The 17,216-nt window shown below is 63.1% G+C and carries 10 protein-coding genes; 4 read left to right on the forward strand and 6 right to left on the reverse strand.

Annotated features, from left to right (window positions below):
* Window positions 1-2: 2 nt before the first annotated feature.
* Window positions 3-2,123, reverse strand: a complete 2,121-nt coding sequence (gene recD / locus S4A8_RS11380; RefSeq protein ID WP_353220238.1) for an exodeoxyribonuclease V subunit alpha — start codon at window positions 2,121-2,123, stop codon at window positions 3-5.
* Window positions 2,124-2,187: 64 nt separating this feature from the next.
* On the opposite strand from recD, the gene S4A8_RS11385 reads away from it, so the two are divergent.
* Window positions 2,188-2,484 carry a type II toxin-antitoxin system RelE/ParE family toxin gene (locus S4A8_RS11385; RefSeq protein ID WP_353220239.1) on the forward strand — a complete coding sequence of 99 codons (297 nt, stop codon included), beginning with the start codon at window positions 2,188-2,190 and terminating at the stop codon, window positions 2,482-2,484.
* 3 nt (window positions 2,485-2,487) lie between these two features.
* Window positions 2,488-2,802 (forward strand): HigA family addiction module antitoxin, encoded by a 315-nt coding sequence (locus S4A8_RS11390; protein WP_353220240.1) that lies wholly within the window; start codon window positions 2,488-2,490, stop codon window positions 2,800-2,802.
* 1,432 nt (window positions 2,803-4,234) lie between these two features.
* Here the strand turns inward: S4A8_RS11390 and recB are convergent.
* The 3 genes from recB to recC form a co-directional block, all read right to left on the reverse strand.
* Window positions 4,235-7,864 carry an exodeoxyribonuclease V subunit beta gene (gene recB, locus S4A8_RS11395; protein ID WP_353220241.1) on the reverse strand — a complete coding sequence of 1,210 codons (3,630 nt, stop codon included), beginning with the start codon at window positions 7,862-7,864 and terminating at the stop codon, window positions 4,235-4,237.
* 112 nt (window positions 7,865-7,976) lie between these two features.
* Complete coding sequence (locus tag S4A8_RS11400; RefSeq protein ID WP_353220242.1) at window positions 7,977-9,059, reverse strand: endonuclease/exonuclease/phosphatase family protein; 1,083 nt, start codon at window positions 9,057-9,059, stop codon at window positions 7,977-7,979.
* Between the two features lie 136 nt (window positions 9,060-9,195).
* Entirely contained in the window at window positions 9,196-12,564 is a 3,369-nt protein-coding gene (gene recC / locus S4A8_RS11405) for an exodeoxyribonuclease V subunit gamma (protein WP_353220243.1), read from the reverse strand.
* Between the two features lie 704 nt (window positions 12,565-13,268).
* On the opposite strand from recC, the gene S4A8_RS11410 reads away from it, so the two are divergent.
* The gene (locus S4A8_RS11410; RefSeq protein ID WP_353220244.1) at window positions 13,269-14,675 is read left to right on the forward strand and encodes a hypothetical protein; all 1,407 of its coding nucleotides are present in this window, start codon (window positions 13,269-13,271) and stop codon (window positions 14,673-14,675) included.
* A 188-nt stretch (window positions 14,676-14,863) separates the two neighbouring features.
* Window positions 14,864-15,715, forward strand: a complete 852-nt coding sequence (locus S4A8_RS11415; RefSeq protein WP_353220245.1) for a hypothetical protein — start codon at window positions 14,864-14,866, stop codon at window positions 15,713-15,715.
* 205 nt (window positions 15,716-15,920) lie between these two features.
* Here the strand turns inward: S4A8_RS11415 and S4A8_RS11420 are convergent, their stop codons facing one another.
* Window positions 15,921-16,406: a hypothetical protein gene (locus tag S4A8_RS11420; protein ID WP_353220246.1), complete on the reverse strand. Its 486-nt coding sequence runs from the start codon at window positions 16,404-16,406 to the stop codon at window positions 15,921-15,923.
* Window positions 16,407-16,595: 189 nt separating this feature from the next.
* Window positions 16,596-17,045, reverse strand: a complete 450-nt coding sequence (locus tag S4A8_RS11425; RefSeq protein ID WP_353220247.1) for a hypothetical protein — start codon at window positions 17,043-17,045, stop codon at window positions 16,596-16,598.
* Window positions 17,046-17,216: the final 171 nt, after the last annotated feature.

Raw genomic sequence — 17,216 nt, forward strand, 5'->3', positions numbered from 1 at the left:
GATTACTTTTCGCCAGGTTGGGCGATGCGCTCTGCTAACCCAGATACTCTCAAGACGCGACGAGTAACGGTTTGCTCAAGCGCGTTTCGCTGCGAGTAAATCGACAACTGCTCCCGTCCCCTCGTCAACCCCGTATAAAACAACTCCCGCGTTAAAACCGGCACGTCGTAGTCCGGCAGCACGAGTGTGACGGCATCGAACTCGGAGCCCTGGCTTTTGTGGATGGTCATTGCGTACACGGTGTCGTGCGCGGGTAGTGCGCTCGGCAGGAACGCGCGTAGGCCGTTATCCCCCTCGAACCAGACTCTAAGTTGCCCGTCTGCGTTTTTGAGCGCAATACCGACATCGCCGTTGTAGAGCCCGGTCTTGTAGTCATTTCGTCTAACCATGACGGGGCGGCCGTGATACCACGGCTGGCCGGGGTTGAAGTCGAAGCGACGAGCGAGGCGTTCGGTGATGCCGGCGTTGAGGGTTTCGCTGCCGGCGGGGCCCTGGCGTACGGCGGTGAGTACGGTTTGTTTGCCCAGTTCGGCGAGTGCGAGCGTCGGGTCCGTTGCGTCGAGTAGTTTGGCGTAGTTCTCCGTCAGGCGATCGATTAGTTGGCTGATCGCCGCGGCGTCGGCGCGTGGGTGATAGACGAGATCGTCGTGGCCAGCGGTGAGCAGTGTTTCGGCGGCTTTGATGTCGCCTGCGTTTACGGCGGCGGCAAGTTGGCCGATGGTGCTGTCGGCGTTGAAGCGGCGGCTGGTTTGTAGCGTGACGACGTGATCGGCCAGGGCATGGTTGGCGGGTTGCCTCGGTTGCGCCAACAGTTCGCCGGCAGCGGCTTGCTGGTTTTCGGTGAAGCGGTTCACGCCGGCGTTCGCACAGATTTCGGCCAGCACGGAGCCGGATTCGACCGAGGCGAGCTGGTAACGGTCGCCGAGCAGAATCAGCCGCGCGTCGTCGCGTATGGCCTCCGCCAGCTTGGCCATCATGGGCAAATCCACCATCGAGGCTTCGTCGACGATCACCACGTCATACGGCAGTGGGTTGTCGGTGTTGAAACGGGCGCGGGTGGTGGCACCCGTGAGTCCCAGCAGGCGGTGCAGCGTGCGGGCGGTTTGCGGGATGTGTGCTTCCACGCGCTGTTTGTCGAAGGTGGCGTCGGCGCCCATGTCCTCCAGGCCGTTGCGTACGGATTCGTGCATGCGCGCGGCGGCCTTGCCGGTGGGCGCGGCCAGGGCGATGAGCGGCGGTGTGTCGTCGTTGCTGAGTGCGGCTTCAATGAGCACGCGCAGCAGGCGAACGATGGTGTAGGTCTTGCCTGTGCCGGGGCCGCCGGAAATCACCGTGAAGTGATGGCGCAGGGCCGCAAAGGCGGCCACGGCCTGCCAGTTGGTGGCGTTGGGGTTGGCCGCGTCTGCGGCGAACAGGCCGTTGCCGGGTTTGAGTGCGTCGACGTTGACCGGGCTCGGCGCGGCATTCATCAGCGTACGCAGACGTTGGGCGAGCGCGGTTTCGTAGGCGTGATAGCGCTGTAGATAGAGCCGGCCGTTTTCTAGAATCAGCGGGTGTGTGGGTGTGTCGTCGTGCTTCGATGCGCCGTCGCGCACGGTAACGAGATCGCTGGTGGCAAGCGCATCCGCCAGCGCGGCCTGGTTGACGGCGCTCATCAACGCGGTGGGGATTTGATCCAGCGCGAGGCAGGTATGGCCTTGTGCCACGGCCCAACTCGCCAGCGCAAAGGCGCGAGCCACGAGCCGATCGGCGCCGTGGCGGCGGGCCCAGTCCGCCAGGGCGAGGTCGAGATCGGACAGCGCGGCGTCTTGTACGGCCGATGATGTCGTTGCTTGTTCGACGGCTATGGGGGCGGGCGTTCTCGTCGCTTTGTTGCTTTTGCTTGGCGCGTCGAACAAGTCGCCGGTGCGGGATTCGGTCATTGCGAGCTTCGCGTTATGGAGCGCGGCGACGTACGAAAACGGCGGACGCCGGGCGAGGGTTCGCTCTGTTTTCGCCGTGGGTCGACGCAGTTTTCGCCTGGCGAGCGCGGTCGCTGGCCGTGGAATGCCGGCTCCCGGGTCTGGGCTGGTCAGGCTTAACAGATGAGCACAGCAAGCGACCGGGGCGGTTTGCGGATCCACGACTTGATCGAGGTTGGCTGGCTTTGCTCCCGTTGCATGGATTAACGGTATCCATTAAGTTGATATGATGATCGTGTCTTTCGGCAACCGCGCGACCGCGGATCTGTTCAACGGCGTATCCAGCAACAAAGTACGGCGGTTGCCTTCGCAAATACTCGATTCGGCGCTCTACAAGCTGGATATGATCAATGCGGCAACGACGGTGCGCGATCTGCAGGTGCCGCCGGGCAATCGGCTTGAGGCGTTGCGCGGCGACTACCAGGGATTCCACAGCATTCGAATCAACAGCCAGTGGCGGATCGTATTTCGATGGCAAAGCGCGGACGCGCATGACGTTGCCATCGTGGATTACCACGGATGAGTAGTGCGACATCAAGCTTTTGGAGGTGCCGAGATGATTCCCACGCAAAGAACAGCGACCCATCCGGGTGCGATCCTGCTGCATGAATTTCTCGAACCGTTGGGTTTGAGCCAGAAGGCGCTGGCCAGCCATCTGGGTATTTCCGTTCAGCGCGTGAATGAGATCATTCGCGGTAAGCGGGGCATTTCTGCAGATACGGCATGGCTTTTGTCGGAGGCGTTCAATACATCGCCCGAATTCTGGGTGAATATGCAGACGACATACGATTTGTCCGCGCACCGGCCCAAGCGGCATATTGAGCCGATCGTTGCCGCATAGCCTGGGCGTAAATGGCTGGGCGATAACGCGTATGCGATGCCAATGCGACGCGACCGGGTCAAATTCCAACACGGCCGTGTCCATTCGTCCCGAGCGCTTCGTATTGCGCTGGCGCAGGGCCGACGCGTAACCGGGTTGTCTTTTGCTTTGCCCAGTTCCGTTTGGACAAGCAAACGACAGTGGATCGCGCTGCAGCGCTAAACCGAGGGGGCGTAAACCTCGTGAGCAGCGATAGGCGCTCGGTTTACGTGTGGGCCATGACGCACGATTTTCGCGGGTTTGAGCGCCGAGCGCTACGCCGGCTGCGACGCCGGAATGTCGGCTTACGGCCTGCGGCCTAAGCCGACCTACGTGGACTTCTTCGGCCATTACGGGCGTCGCGGATTGTGGCGCGGCGGTTGGTTTGGCCGGCTTGGCCGGTCCTGTTGAGGCCGGCTCGTCAGCGAACAGATCGCCTGTACGGGAGTTGTTCATGGGCGGCCTCGATTGCGTTCGCATCGATGCATCGTGCGTACGGTCGGTGCCCCGAAAGGTGAGAGTCGTAGGTGCGTTGCAATCGCTAATCGGCGCGGTGTTCCGAAACACGGTGTTCGGAAATCAACGGAGCGGGTGAATTTTGGCTTGGGGTTTCGCACTGCTGTGCGAGTCACTTTCATTTGCTTGTCCAAATGAAAGTAACCAAAGCAAAAGACACCCTGTCTTGCGCCGATGCTACGCATCGGTTTCCTCCCATCACGAATCGCGAGCGGGACGGCCGGAAACTCGCTGACGCTCAAACATCCGGCCGTCTTTTTCCGCTCGCGCTCCGCGCTGCTCGGCGCTGCGCCCAAGGGGCCAAATACAGGCAAGCATCGCTGTCGCTCGCTCAAGGTCACGTCTTTTGTAGGTCGGCTTAGCAAAGCGTAAGCCGACAGGCCGTGGCCACTAGAGCGAAACCTGGTTTGTAGCTGTAGCGACTCGACGCTACGGGCTAGCCGCGTGTATTGGCCCCGGTGTGGAGCGAACGAGAAGCACAGGGTCGAAGGGGGTTCGGCGCGCGGCGCCAACGCGTAACTCGGGTGTTTTTTGCTTTGCCTGCTTTCGTTTGGACAAGCAAACGAAAGTGGGTCGCGCTGCAGCGCGACACGGTGGGGTCGCGAGTACCGAGAGACGTGCTTGTGGCGCCGTGACTCACTGTCCGCCGTGGATCGGGATGCGTGGTTTTCTCGGCTTTTGGGCCCGACTGCGACGCCGGAATGTCGGCTTACGGCCTGCGGCCTAAGCCGACCTACGTGGGCTGGTTTACGTCCCAACTCGCAGTCTGCCGTAGACCCCGAGGTGCGGCTTTGTCGAGCTCGAAATCGAGCGCGATGCGCCATCCCAGCATGTCGGCTTACGGCCTTCGGCCTAAGCCGACCTACGTGGACTACGGGAGCTACGTGCGGTTGCGAGCTCATGCGCTCGCCCCCTGCGCGGTCAGTTCGGCATCGAACAACGCATCCAGCGCTTCGATCAGCGCGACCGGCGGTGTGTCGGTAAACACGCCGGTGCTGGTTTCACCGTCCATGGCCCGTACGAACAGATATTGCACGCCGCCCAGATGCCGGGCCGGGTCGTAGGCGTCGCCCAGCGCCTGGCGTAGATGCCGGTGCAGGGCGACGGTGTAGATAAGATATTGCAGGTCGTAGTGGGCCCGGCCGATGGCGCGTTTGAGCGCGGCCTCGTTGTAGGCGGCGGCGGTGTCGCCCAGGCGGTTGGTCTTGTAGTCCAGCACGTAATAGGCGCCGTCTTTTTCCACAACGAGATCGATAAAGCCCTGCATCAGGCCATAGAGCGTTTGCTGCGGCGTGCCGCCAATCGCTGCGGGCAGATAACCGGCATCGCGCAGCAATGTCACGAGCGCACCCAGACGATTACCCCGCAGGCGCAGCATGAATTCCATCTCGGCGAGGCTGCGGTTCGCATCGAGTGCGGCCAGCGGGCCGAGTTCGGGTAGCGGTGTATGGACGGTGCGGGCGATGAGCGCGGCGGTCTGTTCGATACGCACGTCCTGTTCGTCGTCGCCCACGAGCCCGTATTTTTTTAGCGTTTTGATCAGAAAGGCACGCTGGTCGTCGGCAAGCGGCGAGCCCGGCGCGGGCCAGGGCGCGCGTTTGGCGTTGGCTACCCACTCTTCGAGCACGTCGTGCACCGCCGAGCCAAAGCGCACACCGGCCAGACGCGGGTCGAGCGTGGGCGCAGCGTCTTCGTTATCCGCTGGGTCGATGTCTGTCGGCGCGCTGGCCAGTTCGTCTTCGGCGCCGGCTTCGGGCAGTTCGGCCGGGCGGTTGTCGGCCGGGGCATGGGCCAGGCGCGAAAAGCTATAGGTCGACCAGCGTGGACGCGGCGCGGGTAAATCATCCCGCGCCTCGCCCAGCGTTTGCTCGCTGTGCAGTGTACGCCGTTCCACCGTCGGCGGCGTGCCTTCGGCATCGACAGGTTCGACGGTAATCGACGGGTTGTCGGTGAGCTGTTCCAGCGCGGCCGCGGCGCTTTGTTCGCCACGGCCGAGCAGGCTGGCCAGGGCGCTGGCGCGTGTCGTGGGCGCCTCACGCCAGCCGACGACGATGGCCTGTTCGGCTCGGGTGAGGGCCACATAGAGCAGGCGCAGCGCTTCCGAACGCGCCTCGAGTACGGCCTGTTCGCGATGAGTGTCGTTATCGCCCACCAGGTCGATCATCGCCTGACCGTCGGCGTCGTGAAAGATCAGCGGCGGCTTGTCGGGCGTGCCGGCGGTGCCCAGCCACAGCGCGAACGGCATGAACACGATCGGGTACTGCAAACCTTTGGCGGCATGCACGGTGGTGATACGCACCAGATCGGCGTCGGATTCCAGGCGTAGCTGGCTGTCGTCATCGATGGCGTTCGCCGTGCCATCCAGGGCGGCGGCGATGCGCTCGTCCAGCCAGCGTACGACGCTGGCCATGCCGAAGCATTCGGCCTCGGCGCTGGCGAGCAGTTCGCCCAGTTGCAGGTAGTTGCTCATGCGGCGCTCGCCGTCGGTGAGCGCGAGCAGCGCCGGTGCACAGGCGATGAACAGCCGTTCCAGCGCGGTCAGTACGCCGCGGCTGGCCCAGGCTTCGTGGAGTGCGTGAAAGCGTTCGATGGCCTGCTGCATGGCATGGTCGTCGTCGGCCAGCGCGATGAGATCGGCCAGGCGTTTGCCGATGAGTGCCGTGGGCTGGGCCGCGCGTACGGCCATGGCATCGTCCGGTGTGGCCATGGCCCGCAGCACCCGGCGCAGGTCGTCGGCTTCTGCACTCGCGAACACCGAGTCGCGATGCTGGCAGACGGCCATGACGCCCGTGCTTGCGAGTGCGGCCTGAATGGCCGTGGCCTCGTGATGGCTGTTGACCAGCACGGCGATATCGCGGGGCGCGATCGGCTGGTTTTGGCCGTCGCGGGTTTGCCAATGGGTGGCGCCGTCCAGCAGGCGCGCGATGGCGGCCACGGTATGGTCGATGAGCAGCGGGCGGTCTTCGCCTTTCGTGCCCTTGCCGCCGCTCAGCTGCCAGACAGTGAGTGCGGATATTTCGTCGCCGTGGGCGTCGACAATGCGTTTGTCGTGGGCCGTACGGCCTGCCTGAATATGCGGAAAGTCGATCTCGTCGACCAGAAATGGCGCTTGCGCGGGCAGCGTGTACAGCGCTTCGATCGCATCGAGCACGGACTGGGTGGAGCGGAAATTGGTGGTCAGCGTATAGCGTGCGTCGCCGGCCGCGCGCGCGGCGGCGAGATAGGCATAGATATCGCCGCCCCGAAAACCATAGATCGCCTGTTTCGGGTCGCCGATGAGCAGCAGCGCGCCGCGCTCGCGCGGTGTGTACAAATAGACACGCGCGAGGCTGGCGTATTGCAGCGGGTCGGTGTCCTGAAATTCGTCGACCAGCGCGTACGGCCAGCGCTCGTGCAGGGCATCGGCCAGCGTCTCGCCGGTACCGGGCGTATGCAATGCCGCATGCAGCGCAGCGATGAGGTCGTCGAAGCTGTATTGGCGGCGTTCGATCTTGCGCTGGGCAGCGAGCGCGCGCACGGCACGCGCGGCCTCGTCGATCGCCGCCAGGCGCGCCAGCGGTTGCAACTCGGCCAGCAGCGGCAGGGCGGCAAGGTCGGCCAGCGGTTGGCCGTACGCCTGCGATTTGGCGGCCTTCTTGAACTGCGGTGCCGGATTGGCGAGCACGCGTATCCATGTGGGCAGGGCCGGGGTAGTGCCTGCAGCGAGTGAGTCGCGAATACGGCTGTCGAGGGCCGCGATTTCGCCCGCAATATCGTCGAACGCGGCCAGTGTCTTGTACAGCTCACCGCTTTTGAGCAGCGCGTCGGCTTCGAGGGCCTCGACCAGGGTTTTGGTCAGGATGTCGGCCGTGCCCGGCCAGTGTTGTGCCAGTTCGTCGCCCAGCTCGGCGAGGCGTTTGTGGTCGATACCGGCCAGGCGTACATGCGGGCGTGCGAGAAGTGGTGCGAGCGTGGCATACAGCGTGTCTGGCGTCGGCCAGAGCGCGAGTACGTCGCCGGCATGCGCAGGCGCGCCGAAAACATGTTCGCGCCAGTAGTCGGTGGTGGCTTCGCGGTAGATGGACGGATCGTCGATCGGATCGCCCCGGTCGAACGCCAGCGCGGACTCGAAGGCATTTTCGGTAGCGGCGCGCTGGGCAAAGCCGTGGATGGTTACGATCGTGGCTTCGTCCACGCGCGCGGCCGCATCGGCGAGCCGGCGGGCCAGAGCTTCGGGCGGCTCGTCGCTGTGGTCGAGCACACGCAGGGTGAAGTCGTGCTCGGCGTTGCCGGCGACGGCGAGTTCGCGCGTGTGGGCGATACGCGCGGCATCGGCCAGGCGCGCGCGGATGCGTTCGCGCAGTTCCTGGGTGGCCGCGCGGGTAAACGTCATCACCAGGATTTCGCGCACGCTCGCGCGTTGTTCCACGATCAGGCGCAGATACAGCCCGGCCAGGCTGAAGGTCTTGCCCGTGCCGGCGCTGGCCTCGATCAGGCGCAGGCCGTGCAGCGGCAGGGTGGCGGCATCGAAAGGCTGGGTCGGGCTCATTCAGATCGTTCGGTCACGCGGGGCGCAGCGTAGGACAGTGCAGATGGCATTGAGCCAAGTGTGGCATGCCCCGCCCGCGGGGACGACGCCCCGACGCTAGCTTGTGGCGGTGTTAGTGCCCATCGGCGCGGTCCGCCTGGGCCCGGGCGCGTTTGATGGTGGCGTGCGCGCTGCGTAGGGCGGCTTGTTCGGGTTTGTCGCGGGTTTCGCTCTCGCTTTTCTCGACCCGGCACAGGCGCGCGACATAGGGAAAGTGATCGGAGCCGAAATCGTCACCGCGAATCAGTTCCAGCGCATCAAAGCCGGCTTCGTAGAACACATGATCCAGCGGCCAGCGCATCCACCAGGAGTTGGCGTCGTAGGTGGGCAGAAAACCGTAGCCGTGGCGCGGGTCGACCAGGCGCGCAATCTCGCGCATGTGCGTGACGGCCCGTTCCCACGGTGTGGCATTCAGGTCGCCGGCAACCACGCCGGGGCGGTCGCTGTCGTGCAGCAGCAAGCCGGCCTTGAGCAGCACCGCGTCGCGGCCGAGCGCGGATTGCGAGGGATGCGGCGGACGCGGATGAATGCCCAGAAAATCGACATGCTCGCCGGTGGGAAGCTCGACTTCGGTGATGATCTGCGGTGTGTCCTGGCCGGCCAGATACCGCACTTCACTGGAATGCAGCGGCAGGCGCGAATACAGCGCGATACCGAAATAGGAGCCAGTGGTATGGCGGATGGTCTGGGGCATCGTCTGTTCGAGCGGCGCCAGCGCATTCAGCCATTGATCGTTGACCTCGAGCACCACGAACACATCCGGCTGGTAGCGCCGAACCTGCTTGATCAGCCGACCGTCCGGGTTGTTGGTCAGGCGCACGTTGGCGACCATCACGGTCAGGCGTTTATCGGCCGGGCAGCTATTGTCGGTCAGCCGGCCGTGTAGCGGCGCGTAGGGCAGCAGGACGACGACATGATAGATCAGCGTGGCCAGCATGATCGCCATCAACGCCAGGCTCGCGCGCCGATAGCGGCCCAGAAAACAGGCCGCGCCCAGCAACAAAACGACCAGGATCACCGCGCTCTGCAGCCGCGGGAAATCCGTGATGCGAATCCACCAGATATCGCTGGGAATCAGCGATAGCAAGTTGGCGACGGCTAGGCCCAGGCCGGCCGCGCCGATGAGCCCGAAAACGACGATCGAAAGATATTTCACGCTGCGCTGTCGCCTGTCATGCCTCAAACCGCGCGTAGGCTAAACGCTCGCTTGGGGTGATGGAATCCGCAATTCTCCCCCGTACTTTGGCGCTACCCAGGCGCGCGAACGTTCGAGTGGGCCGCAATACGGGGATTCAGCGATCGTCGACCGGCATCAGTACGGCGTTCATCGGCCCGCCGATGGCCTCGATGGCCTGAATGAAGGGGCTTTGCTCGGCGCTTTCGCCCAGCGGCGCGTCGTCGGGCCCGAGCAGGCGCGCGAAGTACGGGTCGCGAGTCAGATGGTGGGGGAAGTAGGCGTCCGGCTTGAAGCGATAGCTGACATTGTCGAAAGCCTTGTTCTGGTCCGGGTCGTATTCGTCATCCAGGTCGGGATGATAGGCCAGCGGCTGGCACTGGCCGTCGCGATAGATCGCGATCAAGTCGGCGAGCGTGGCCGCGGCAGTGGCTGCGTCGATTTGTCCGCTGTAGTAGGCGGTTTCGAGGGTCTTCTTCTTCGGCGCGAAGCCCGCCATTTCCAGTGCGACGTCGTGGCCGGATGCCACTACCGCGAGATAATCGATCCAGTAGCGCAGCCGAAAACGTGTCTTGAGCTTGCCGGTACGCAGCCGCCGAAGTGCCTGCGGCCATTTTTGCGGCACGCGTCCGGTCACCCGCACGCCGGCAATCGATAGATCGATATCCACGGTGGTCGGCGTGGCGTCTGCCTTCCAGGTCTGCCAGATCGGCAACAGCTGGTTCACGGCGTCTGCCTGATCGGCGTAGTTCACATCAGCCAGGGGTGGCGGGGGGAGCGTGCCGCGGGCGCGTTCGAGCGCGGTGGGCTGAAGGCTGATCGCATCGAGGTCGCCACGATCGGCGCTGTCGAACAGACGCTGGCGCAGCCCGGCCGCGGCGAGCGGGTCGAGCGCGATGGGCTCGGCATCTTCGATACGGGCGTCCTCGATGTCGAGGTCGAGTTTGATTCGTTCGCGAAAGAATGCCCGCGGCGGGTGGTCGAAAAACCGTTTCAGGCTTTCCAGGTCAATCGTGTCCAGGGCCTCGCGCAGCGGCGCGCTACTGTTGTCCAGTAGCGGGGCGGCCGTGGCGCGAGCGCTGATCGCCGCACGGGTGGCAGCGCGCCAGTCGCCGGCGAAGGTGAATACGCGCGTATCGGGTTCGTTGGGCGTGAAGTAGCGCGGCGAGAACGGCTGCATGGGCTGTTCGTGGACGAGGCGCTGTTTGAACGCCTTCGCGCTGTGATCCCGAAAATAATGGCGATGCACGAATTCCAGCGTTTCGCCCACGATCGGCGAGGGCGGCAGGCTTTCGCCGGTATGCATGTCCTGGCCGAGATAGCTGATATAGAAGGCGTCGCGTGCGGCGGTGAGCGCTTGCAGGAACAGCAGCCGGTCGTCGTCGCGAATATTGCGATCGCCCAGACGCGGCGCATCGAACATTACGTTGAAGGCGCGGGCCGTGTCCTGGCGCGGGAAGGCGTCGTCGTTCATGCCCAGCACGCAGACCACCCGAAACGGCACGGCACGTAGCGGCACCATGCCGCAGAAGGTGATGCCGCCGGCCAGAAATGGCTGGCGTTCGGCCGCGGATTCGAGCGTGGCCCGCAGCATGTCGCGCACGGCGGGCCAGAAGATACGGCGATCGCCACTTAGTGTGCGCTCGGCGGTACAGCGTTCAGCGGTTTCGAAACGGGCGAATACGCTGCGCAGGCTATCGACCGCGCGTTGTTCGTCGGGCGCGTCGGTGGCCGGTGCGACGAGTGCATCGAGCATCGTATTGAGCCGGGTCTGCCATTCGCCGGGCGTGGCGGGTTCCGCCAGCGCGTCGGCGGTATCGGCGAGTACGCGTTCGAAACGCCAGAGCTTGCCGAGTGCGGTGGTGATTCCGCCTTCCAGATCGGCCCAGGGGGCCACGCCTGCGGTCAGCGTCTGGTCGTCGGACTGGGCCACGCCCAGCAATAGTCGATCCAGACCGAAACGCCAGCTGTTCTGTTCGAATGCGCCGGCGCCGAGTTCGGCGCGGTGGGCGCTGTCGCGGCCCCAGCGTATGCCGGCCTCGGCCACCCAGTCGGTCATCGCGTCCAGTTCGCCGGCCGACAGGCCGAAGCGGCGCATGACCGCGGGTACGGCCAGCAGATCCAGCAGTTCGCTGGCCTGCCAGCGCGATAACGGCAGATCGAGCAGGGCGGAGACACAGGTCACGATCGGGTGCGCGGCCGAGCGCGCGCGATCGGCCAGGCCGAACGGCAGATAGCGATCGGGCGGCGCACCACCGAACACGGCTTCGATGGCCGGCGCGTAGGCGGCCACATCCGGCAACATGACGATGATGTCACGCGGGGCCAGGCGCGCGCTCGCGTCGATTTCACCGGCGGCCACGCGGGCATCGTCGGCGGCGAGACGGTCCAGCAACTGATCCTGCAGCACCTGTATTTCACGGAGCGGGCTGTGGCAGGCATGCACTTCGAACGAGGTATCGTCGTCGGCCATGCCCTGGGCGCTGTCGCGACAGTCCAGGCGCACGATATCGGCCTGGATACGATGCAGCAGGCTGTCGTCGGGCGGTATCTCGTAGGCCATCAGATCGCCCAGTTCGGGTTCGATCATGCCCGCGAATTCGTCGGAATACAGTACGCGCACCGTGTCACGTGCCATGCGCCCAAGCGCCGAGAGCAACGGATGTCCGGCTTCCACGGCGGCCTCGCCGGGCAAAAGCGAGGTGTCGTCGTCGCCCGGCAGTTCCAGCGGCAAGCGGCCGGCGACGATATCGCCCCAATACGCCTCGCTGGGATTGGGCAACAGGAAATACACGTCGACGTGCTCGGCCAGCGCATAGAGCAGGCGCAGATGATCGGGCGCGAGCGCGACCAGCCCGAAGCAATACAGCGGGTCGGGGCAGTGGGCGATCAGGCGCTGTTGCAGGACGCGGTCGGTTTTCAGGCGCTGGATGAAATCGGTCAGCACGCGGGCGCGATGACGGGCGCCAAGCCGTTCCGCCCGGGTGAGCCAGCGCCAGACCGCGGCCTGCCAGTGGCCGGGATTGTGCGCGGGTGTTTCGCCGGCCTCCCAGCGCGCCAGCATGTCGGCGCGGTAGACCAGATACTGATCGAACACATCGGCGAGCTGACGGGCGAGCTGGTAGCGGCGCACCTCGTCGACCGGGTCGCCCAGATAATCCGCCACGGCGCGAATTTCATGCGCCATCGCCGGTAATGCCAGGTACAGATGCCAGGGCAGGCAATCGGGCTCGAAATGATCGCCGGCGTCGGCATCGTCGATCAGATCGTGCAGCAAGGCCCAGATGAACTCACCGGGCAGACGGCCGTTGATGTTCGCCGCGATACCTTCGCTCTCGGCCAGCTGAATACGCAGCCAGCGGCCGATACCGGCGTTCGGGGCGAGCACGGTGTCGCGAATCAGGGGCGGCGCGGGCCGTTGCTGACGTAGTGCGCCGAACAGCTCGGCCAGCCGGCTCAGATCGTTGTGGTGATACAGATAGAACATTCGCCGGCCAGTCGATAACGCACACATCACGGCAGTGCCGCTTTCGGCTCTGAAGGATACGCCACGTATCGCCATTCGCGTGACTGGCGCAAGCCTCTATCCCTGTGGCAGCCAGCCGACAACAAGGCGGTTCGATGGCGCCAACGCGCGAATCGCGGGCTTCATTTGCCCAAATTTCTGCGCGGATCACGCCTCGGAAAGTCCGGTTTGGTATGCGTTTTTACGGCCCGACAAGCGACGGGCGAATATGCGCATGCTGCAATGCACATCAACGCCTGCATGGTGCATTCGATTAAAGTCGAATCGGATGCTGCATTGCGGTATGAAAGCGCTATAAGTCGTTTATAAACAGTCGGATGAGGAAAGCGGATTCATATCCGAAAATTCGCCTTTCAGGTTGCGTCAATAAAAATGAAACAGGAGTTCACTAACCGCTTGCACGGTAAAAAAAAATACTATAAACAGACAGTCGTGACTTATGACTCACGAGTCACCCAGGGGGAGTATTCAACATCGAGCAAGTCGGCCAAGAGCCCACCGGTCGCCGCGACGGCCTGGGCTTGAAAGCACGACGCGGGTGCGAGCGATAAAGACCAGGCGGGCCTGAGGCACGAACCGGTCGACCGACGCCCCAAGCAGTGTGCGGAGTACTCGAGAACACCAGTCCATGCGTTCCCGTAGTAACTAGAGGGGAGAAAGAACAAATGATCCGCGATCTCAATAAAGCAATCGAGGCGAAACAGCCGGGCCGTCGGGGCCATCTGACCCGCGTCATCGGTTTGTCCGCCCTGGCAGCGCTGGGCTGTGTGGGTACAGCCAATGCCACCATCAAGACCGATATCGGCGTCGACTATCGCGCCACCGGTTTCTATGTGGAGTCCGAGTCGTTTGCCACGCCGGCCACCGACCCGGAAATCACCCCGCAAGACAACGATAACGGCTTTGCGCATTACCTACGCGTCAAGGCCGATCTCAAGCACGAAGAAACCGGTGTCGAAGTCCATACCCGTGTCGAACTGGCCGGCGATCGCTGGAGTGGCGACCAGCGCGATTACCAGACCAGTTCCGATAACTCGTTCAATGCGGACAACCGCGGCGACAACGTCCGGCTCGACCTGGGCTTCGTACAGATTCCGTTCCAATATGGTCTGCTGCGCGTCGGCCGGCAGGAAGCCAACTGGAACAACTGTTTCCTGGTCTGCGACGACCGTCGCGATCGTGCGCTGTTTCTGACCAAGCTGGGCAAGGTCAGTGCCTTCATCGGTTATGACCGTCGTCAGGACAACACCGGCTACCTCAACGAAGACAACGGCGACCAAATCTTCCCGGGTTTTGTCGCCCCGCTGGGCGAATCCGGCTGGTCGCTGGGCTTCCTCTACGTGCACTGGCTCGACAACTACAACGGCGACCTGGTGGGGCCGGCCGGACCGCGTAATACGTATGTGCTGTCGAACACGAATATCTACTCGCCTTACATGCAGGGTAGCGTGGGCCCGGTAGATATTTCCTTTGGTGGTAACTGGCTCGAAGGCGGCAACGTCAATGCGAACCAGACCGCAGAAGGCGGCGATTACTTCAACGACGACGCCTATTCGGGTTACTTCCGCATCGGCGCCGACGTCGGCATGTTCGAACTCAAGGCACAGTACGTGGCGACCCGCGACGGCGGTCTGATGTCGACCGGCTTCGATACCTACTCGAGCCTGATCAACTCCAGCCCGGAATCCACCGCCAATCCGACCAGCCTGTATCAGATGGGTCGTTACCTCGGGCGTGAAGGCTTCGACGAGTCGCTGTATATCGCCAGTATCGGCATGAATGTGACCGAGAAGTTCGCCGTGCGCGGCGCGCTGGGCTTCCTGGATATCGAAGTGCCGGATTCGGCCGCGGTCAATGGCGAAACCAGCGACACCAGCACGGTCTACGACTTGCAGGCCAGCTATCAGCTCAACGAAGCGGTCCGTACCTGGGCCACGCTGGGTATGCTCAAGGAGAACGATGTCGGTATTCTGCGTGGCAATAGCCTGATTGGCGGCGGCACGCCGAACGGTGGCACCTTTGCCGACGATCGGGTAATCGCCGGCAGCGTGAATCTTGGCGTACAGTTCTAAGCGTCAGTAAGGTTGAAGGGGTCTTCGCCGTTGGCGAAGGCCCCTCTTTTTTTGTATCGGGAGTCGCTGTGTTGTCGAATCGTTTCAAATGCGTTCAATCGCTTGTCTGGGCCGCCGCGGCGGCAGGTGTTCTGGCGGGCTGTGCCTCGGGGCCCGGTAACCCCGCCGGTGACAACGGCGAAGCGCCTTTGGCCGATTCGGACGCGGCGTTTGGTTACGAGCAGACGGACTGGGGCAAACCCTTCTGGGAAAAATGGATGGACAAGGCGCGTGAAGAAGGACGTGCCGATGCCATACGATCCGGTCAGGCGCCGGCGGCTACGGTGGCTGCGGCCCCGGTCGAGACGATTGATTCATCGGGGATGAAACCCAAGATCGGTGTTTATATCGCCAAGGATCAGCGCGATTCGATGACCGCTTATCGTCTGCTCGCGGCGCTGGAACGCCAGTCGGCGCGGCATGGGCTGACGTTGATCTCGCCCAACGAACTGGACGAAGCCGTTGGCGGCTCGGATGCCTGTGGCTCGGAAAGCCCGCTCGACTGTCCGCGCCTGCTGGCGATCTTCCCCGGTATCCGGGGTCTGCTGGTCGTGGATCCCAAAGGCAGTGGCAACTCGGTAACGCTTGAGTCGCGCATGATGGATCCGGATTTCGATATTCGCTACGAGCCGTTGTCCACACGCGTGCAGGTTGCCGATGGATCGAATTCGGACCTGGAAATCTGGAGCGATCGTATTCTCGATACCGCGGCCGATCGGATTGGCATCGCGCCCTGGTTCGGTCACAGTTTCGCCCTCAAGGGTGAGGATATGTATATCAATGCCGGCCGGGCTGCGGGCCTTGAAGTGGGTGACGAGCTGGCGGTACACAGCGAAGGCTCGCTGGTGCGTTCGCCCAGCGGCCAGGTGATTGCCTGGGAGCCGGGTCCGGAAGTCGGCCGTGTTCGGATCAAGGAATTCGTCGGCGAGAATATTTCGCTGGCCGAGCAGGTGTCGGGCCAAATGCCCAAACCCAAGGATCGACTGACCTACGCCGACTGAGGCCTTTCGGCTCGCGAAAACGCCGGCTTTATGCCGGCGTTTTTTTTGCCGTCCATCGTTGCACGCTGATGGCGTCGAGCGCCCTGATCCGGCCTAATATCGATGTCGCTGGCTGTCTAGAGAACGTAAAAAAACGCCGACAAGCGGTAAAACCTGTCGGCGTCCTGGATTAACACGCTATCTGCCCGTAGAGACAGACCGCTAATCAGTCATCATCGAGGTCGCTGTCGGCCGCGCTGTCGCTGTTGAGTGAACCACCACTCTTGTTGAAGTCTTGAACCTCATGCGAGAGTTCATCCGCACGTTCGTGATCGACCGGCTTCGAGTTGGACAGATCGTCGTTGACCTGGCTGTCGGCCGCGCTGTCGCGGTTGAGCGAGCCGCCGCTACGGTTGTAATCGCGCACTTCGTTGGCGAGTTCGTCAGCTTTTTCGTGGTCGGCCGGTGTTTTTGGCAGCGATTCGCCATCGGCGTCGATATGCCCGGTGGGTGCGCCCGAGCGGGCCGCACTTTCTTCTTTCAAGGAGCCGTGGTTCTGATTGAACTGCTCGACTTCCTGCGACAATTCCTCGGCACGGGTCGGCTCATTGGCCTGATCCTGCTCGGCCAGTGCAACGCCAACGCTGCCCATCGTGCCCGCCAAGGCAAAGCCGCAGATCAGTGCGTAACGTGTTTTTGCCGGTTTGTGCATATCATCTCTCCTGAGTGGTCGGCTTGGCCTTAGGGCAGCCTTTTATTCTGGTTTCAGCGCTCGTAGACGGTGATAGCTGTATTTTGCCGCTTTTTATGCAAACGAGCGCGTAACCATTATACCCATAACGCTCACAAAAAAGCCGGGAGCGATTGAATCGCTCCCGGCTCGCATGCACTTCTCAGGGGGTTAGAAGCGCAGTGCGTTCAGGTTGCCACCGGTCTCGTTGTAGCGGGCCAGCTCGGCGGCCAGTGCTTCGGTCTGCGGATAGGTATGGACCGTGGTGCCGGCAGGCATGTGCGTTTCCGGTACCAGACCTTCGCTGGCCTGGGCATTGTAGTTTTCGATTTCGTTGCTCAGCTGCATCGCCGTGCGGGACACGTCGGCGCTCTGATCGCTGCTCGCCAGGCCATTGCCGACGATACGGCCCTGGGTATCCTGGCGGTTGAATGCATCGAGTTCCGCGGCCAGCTGGTCGGCCTGCGGGTGACTGGCGACCGTAGCGTTGGCCTGGGGCTGCGCATTCTGGGCGTCAAGCGCCTGAACCGCTTCCGACTGGGCGAAACCGAGCGAGGAGAAACCAACAAGCCCGGCGATTAGTGCGGTGGAAAGGGCGGTGTGTGCGATACGGGTGTTCATTGCGGTCTCCTTGAAAACGTGTTCGCGCGATTTGGCGCGGTATTAAACGAAAGTCGTATTGCTATTCGGCTATGGGTATAGCGTATGGCGAGATATGTGTATATTCAAGGAATGCACTGCAACATTTTTCGCGAACTGTGCTAATGCACTAATTCGCCATTGAAAATAATT

It is taken from the genome of Salinisphaera sp. S4-8, from assembly GCF_040361235.1.
GTDB lineage: Bacteria > Pseudomonadota > Gammaproteobacteria > Nevskiales > Salinisphaeraceae > Salinisphaera.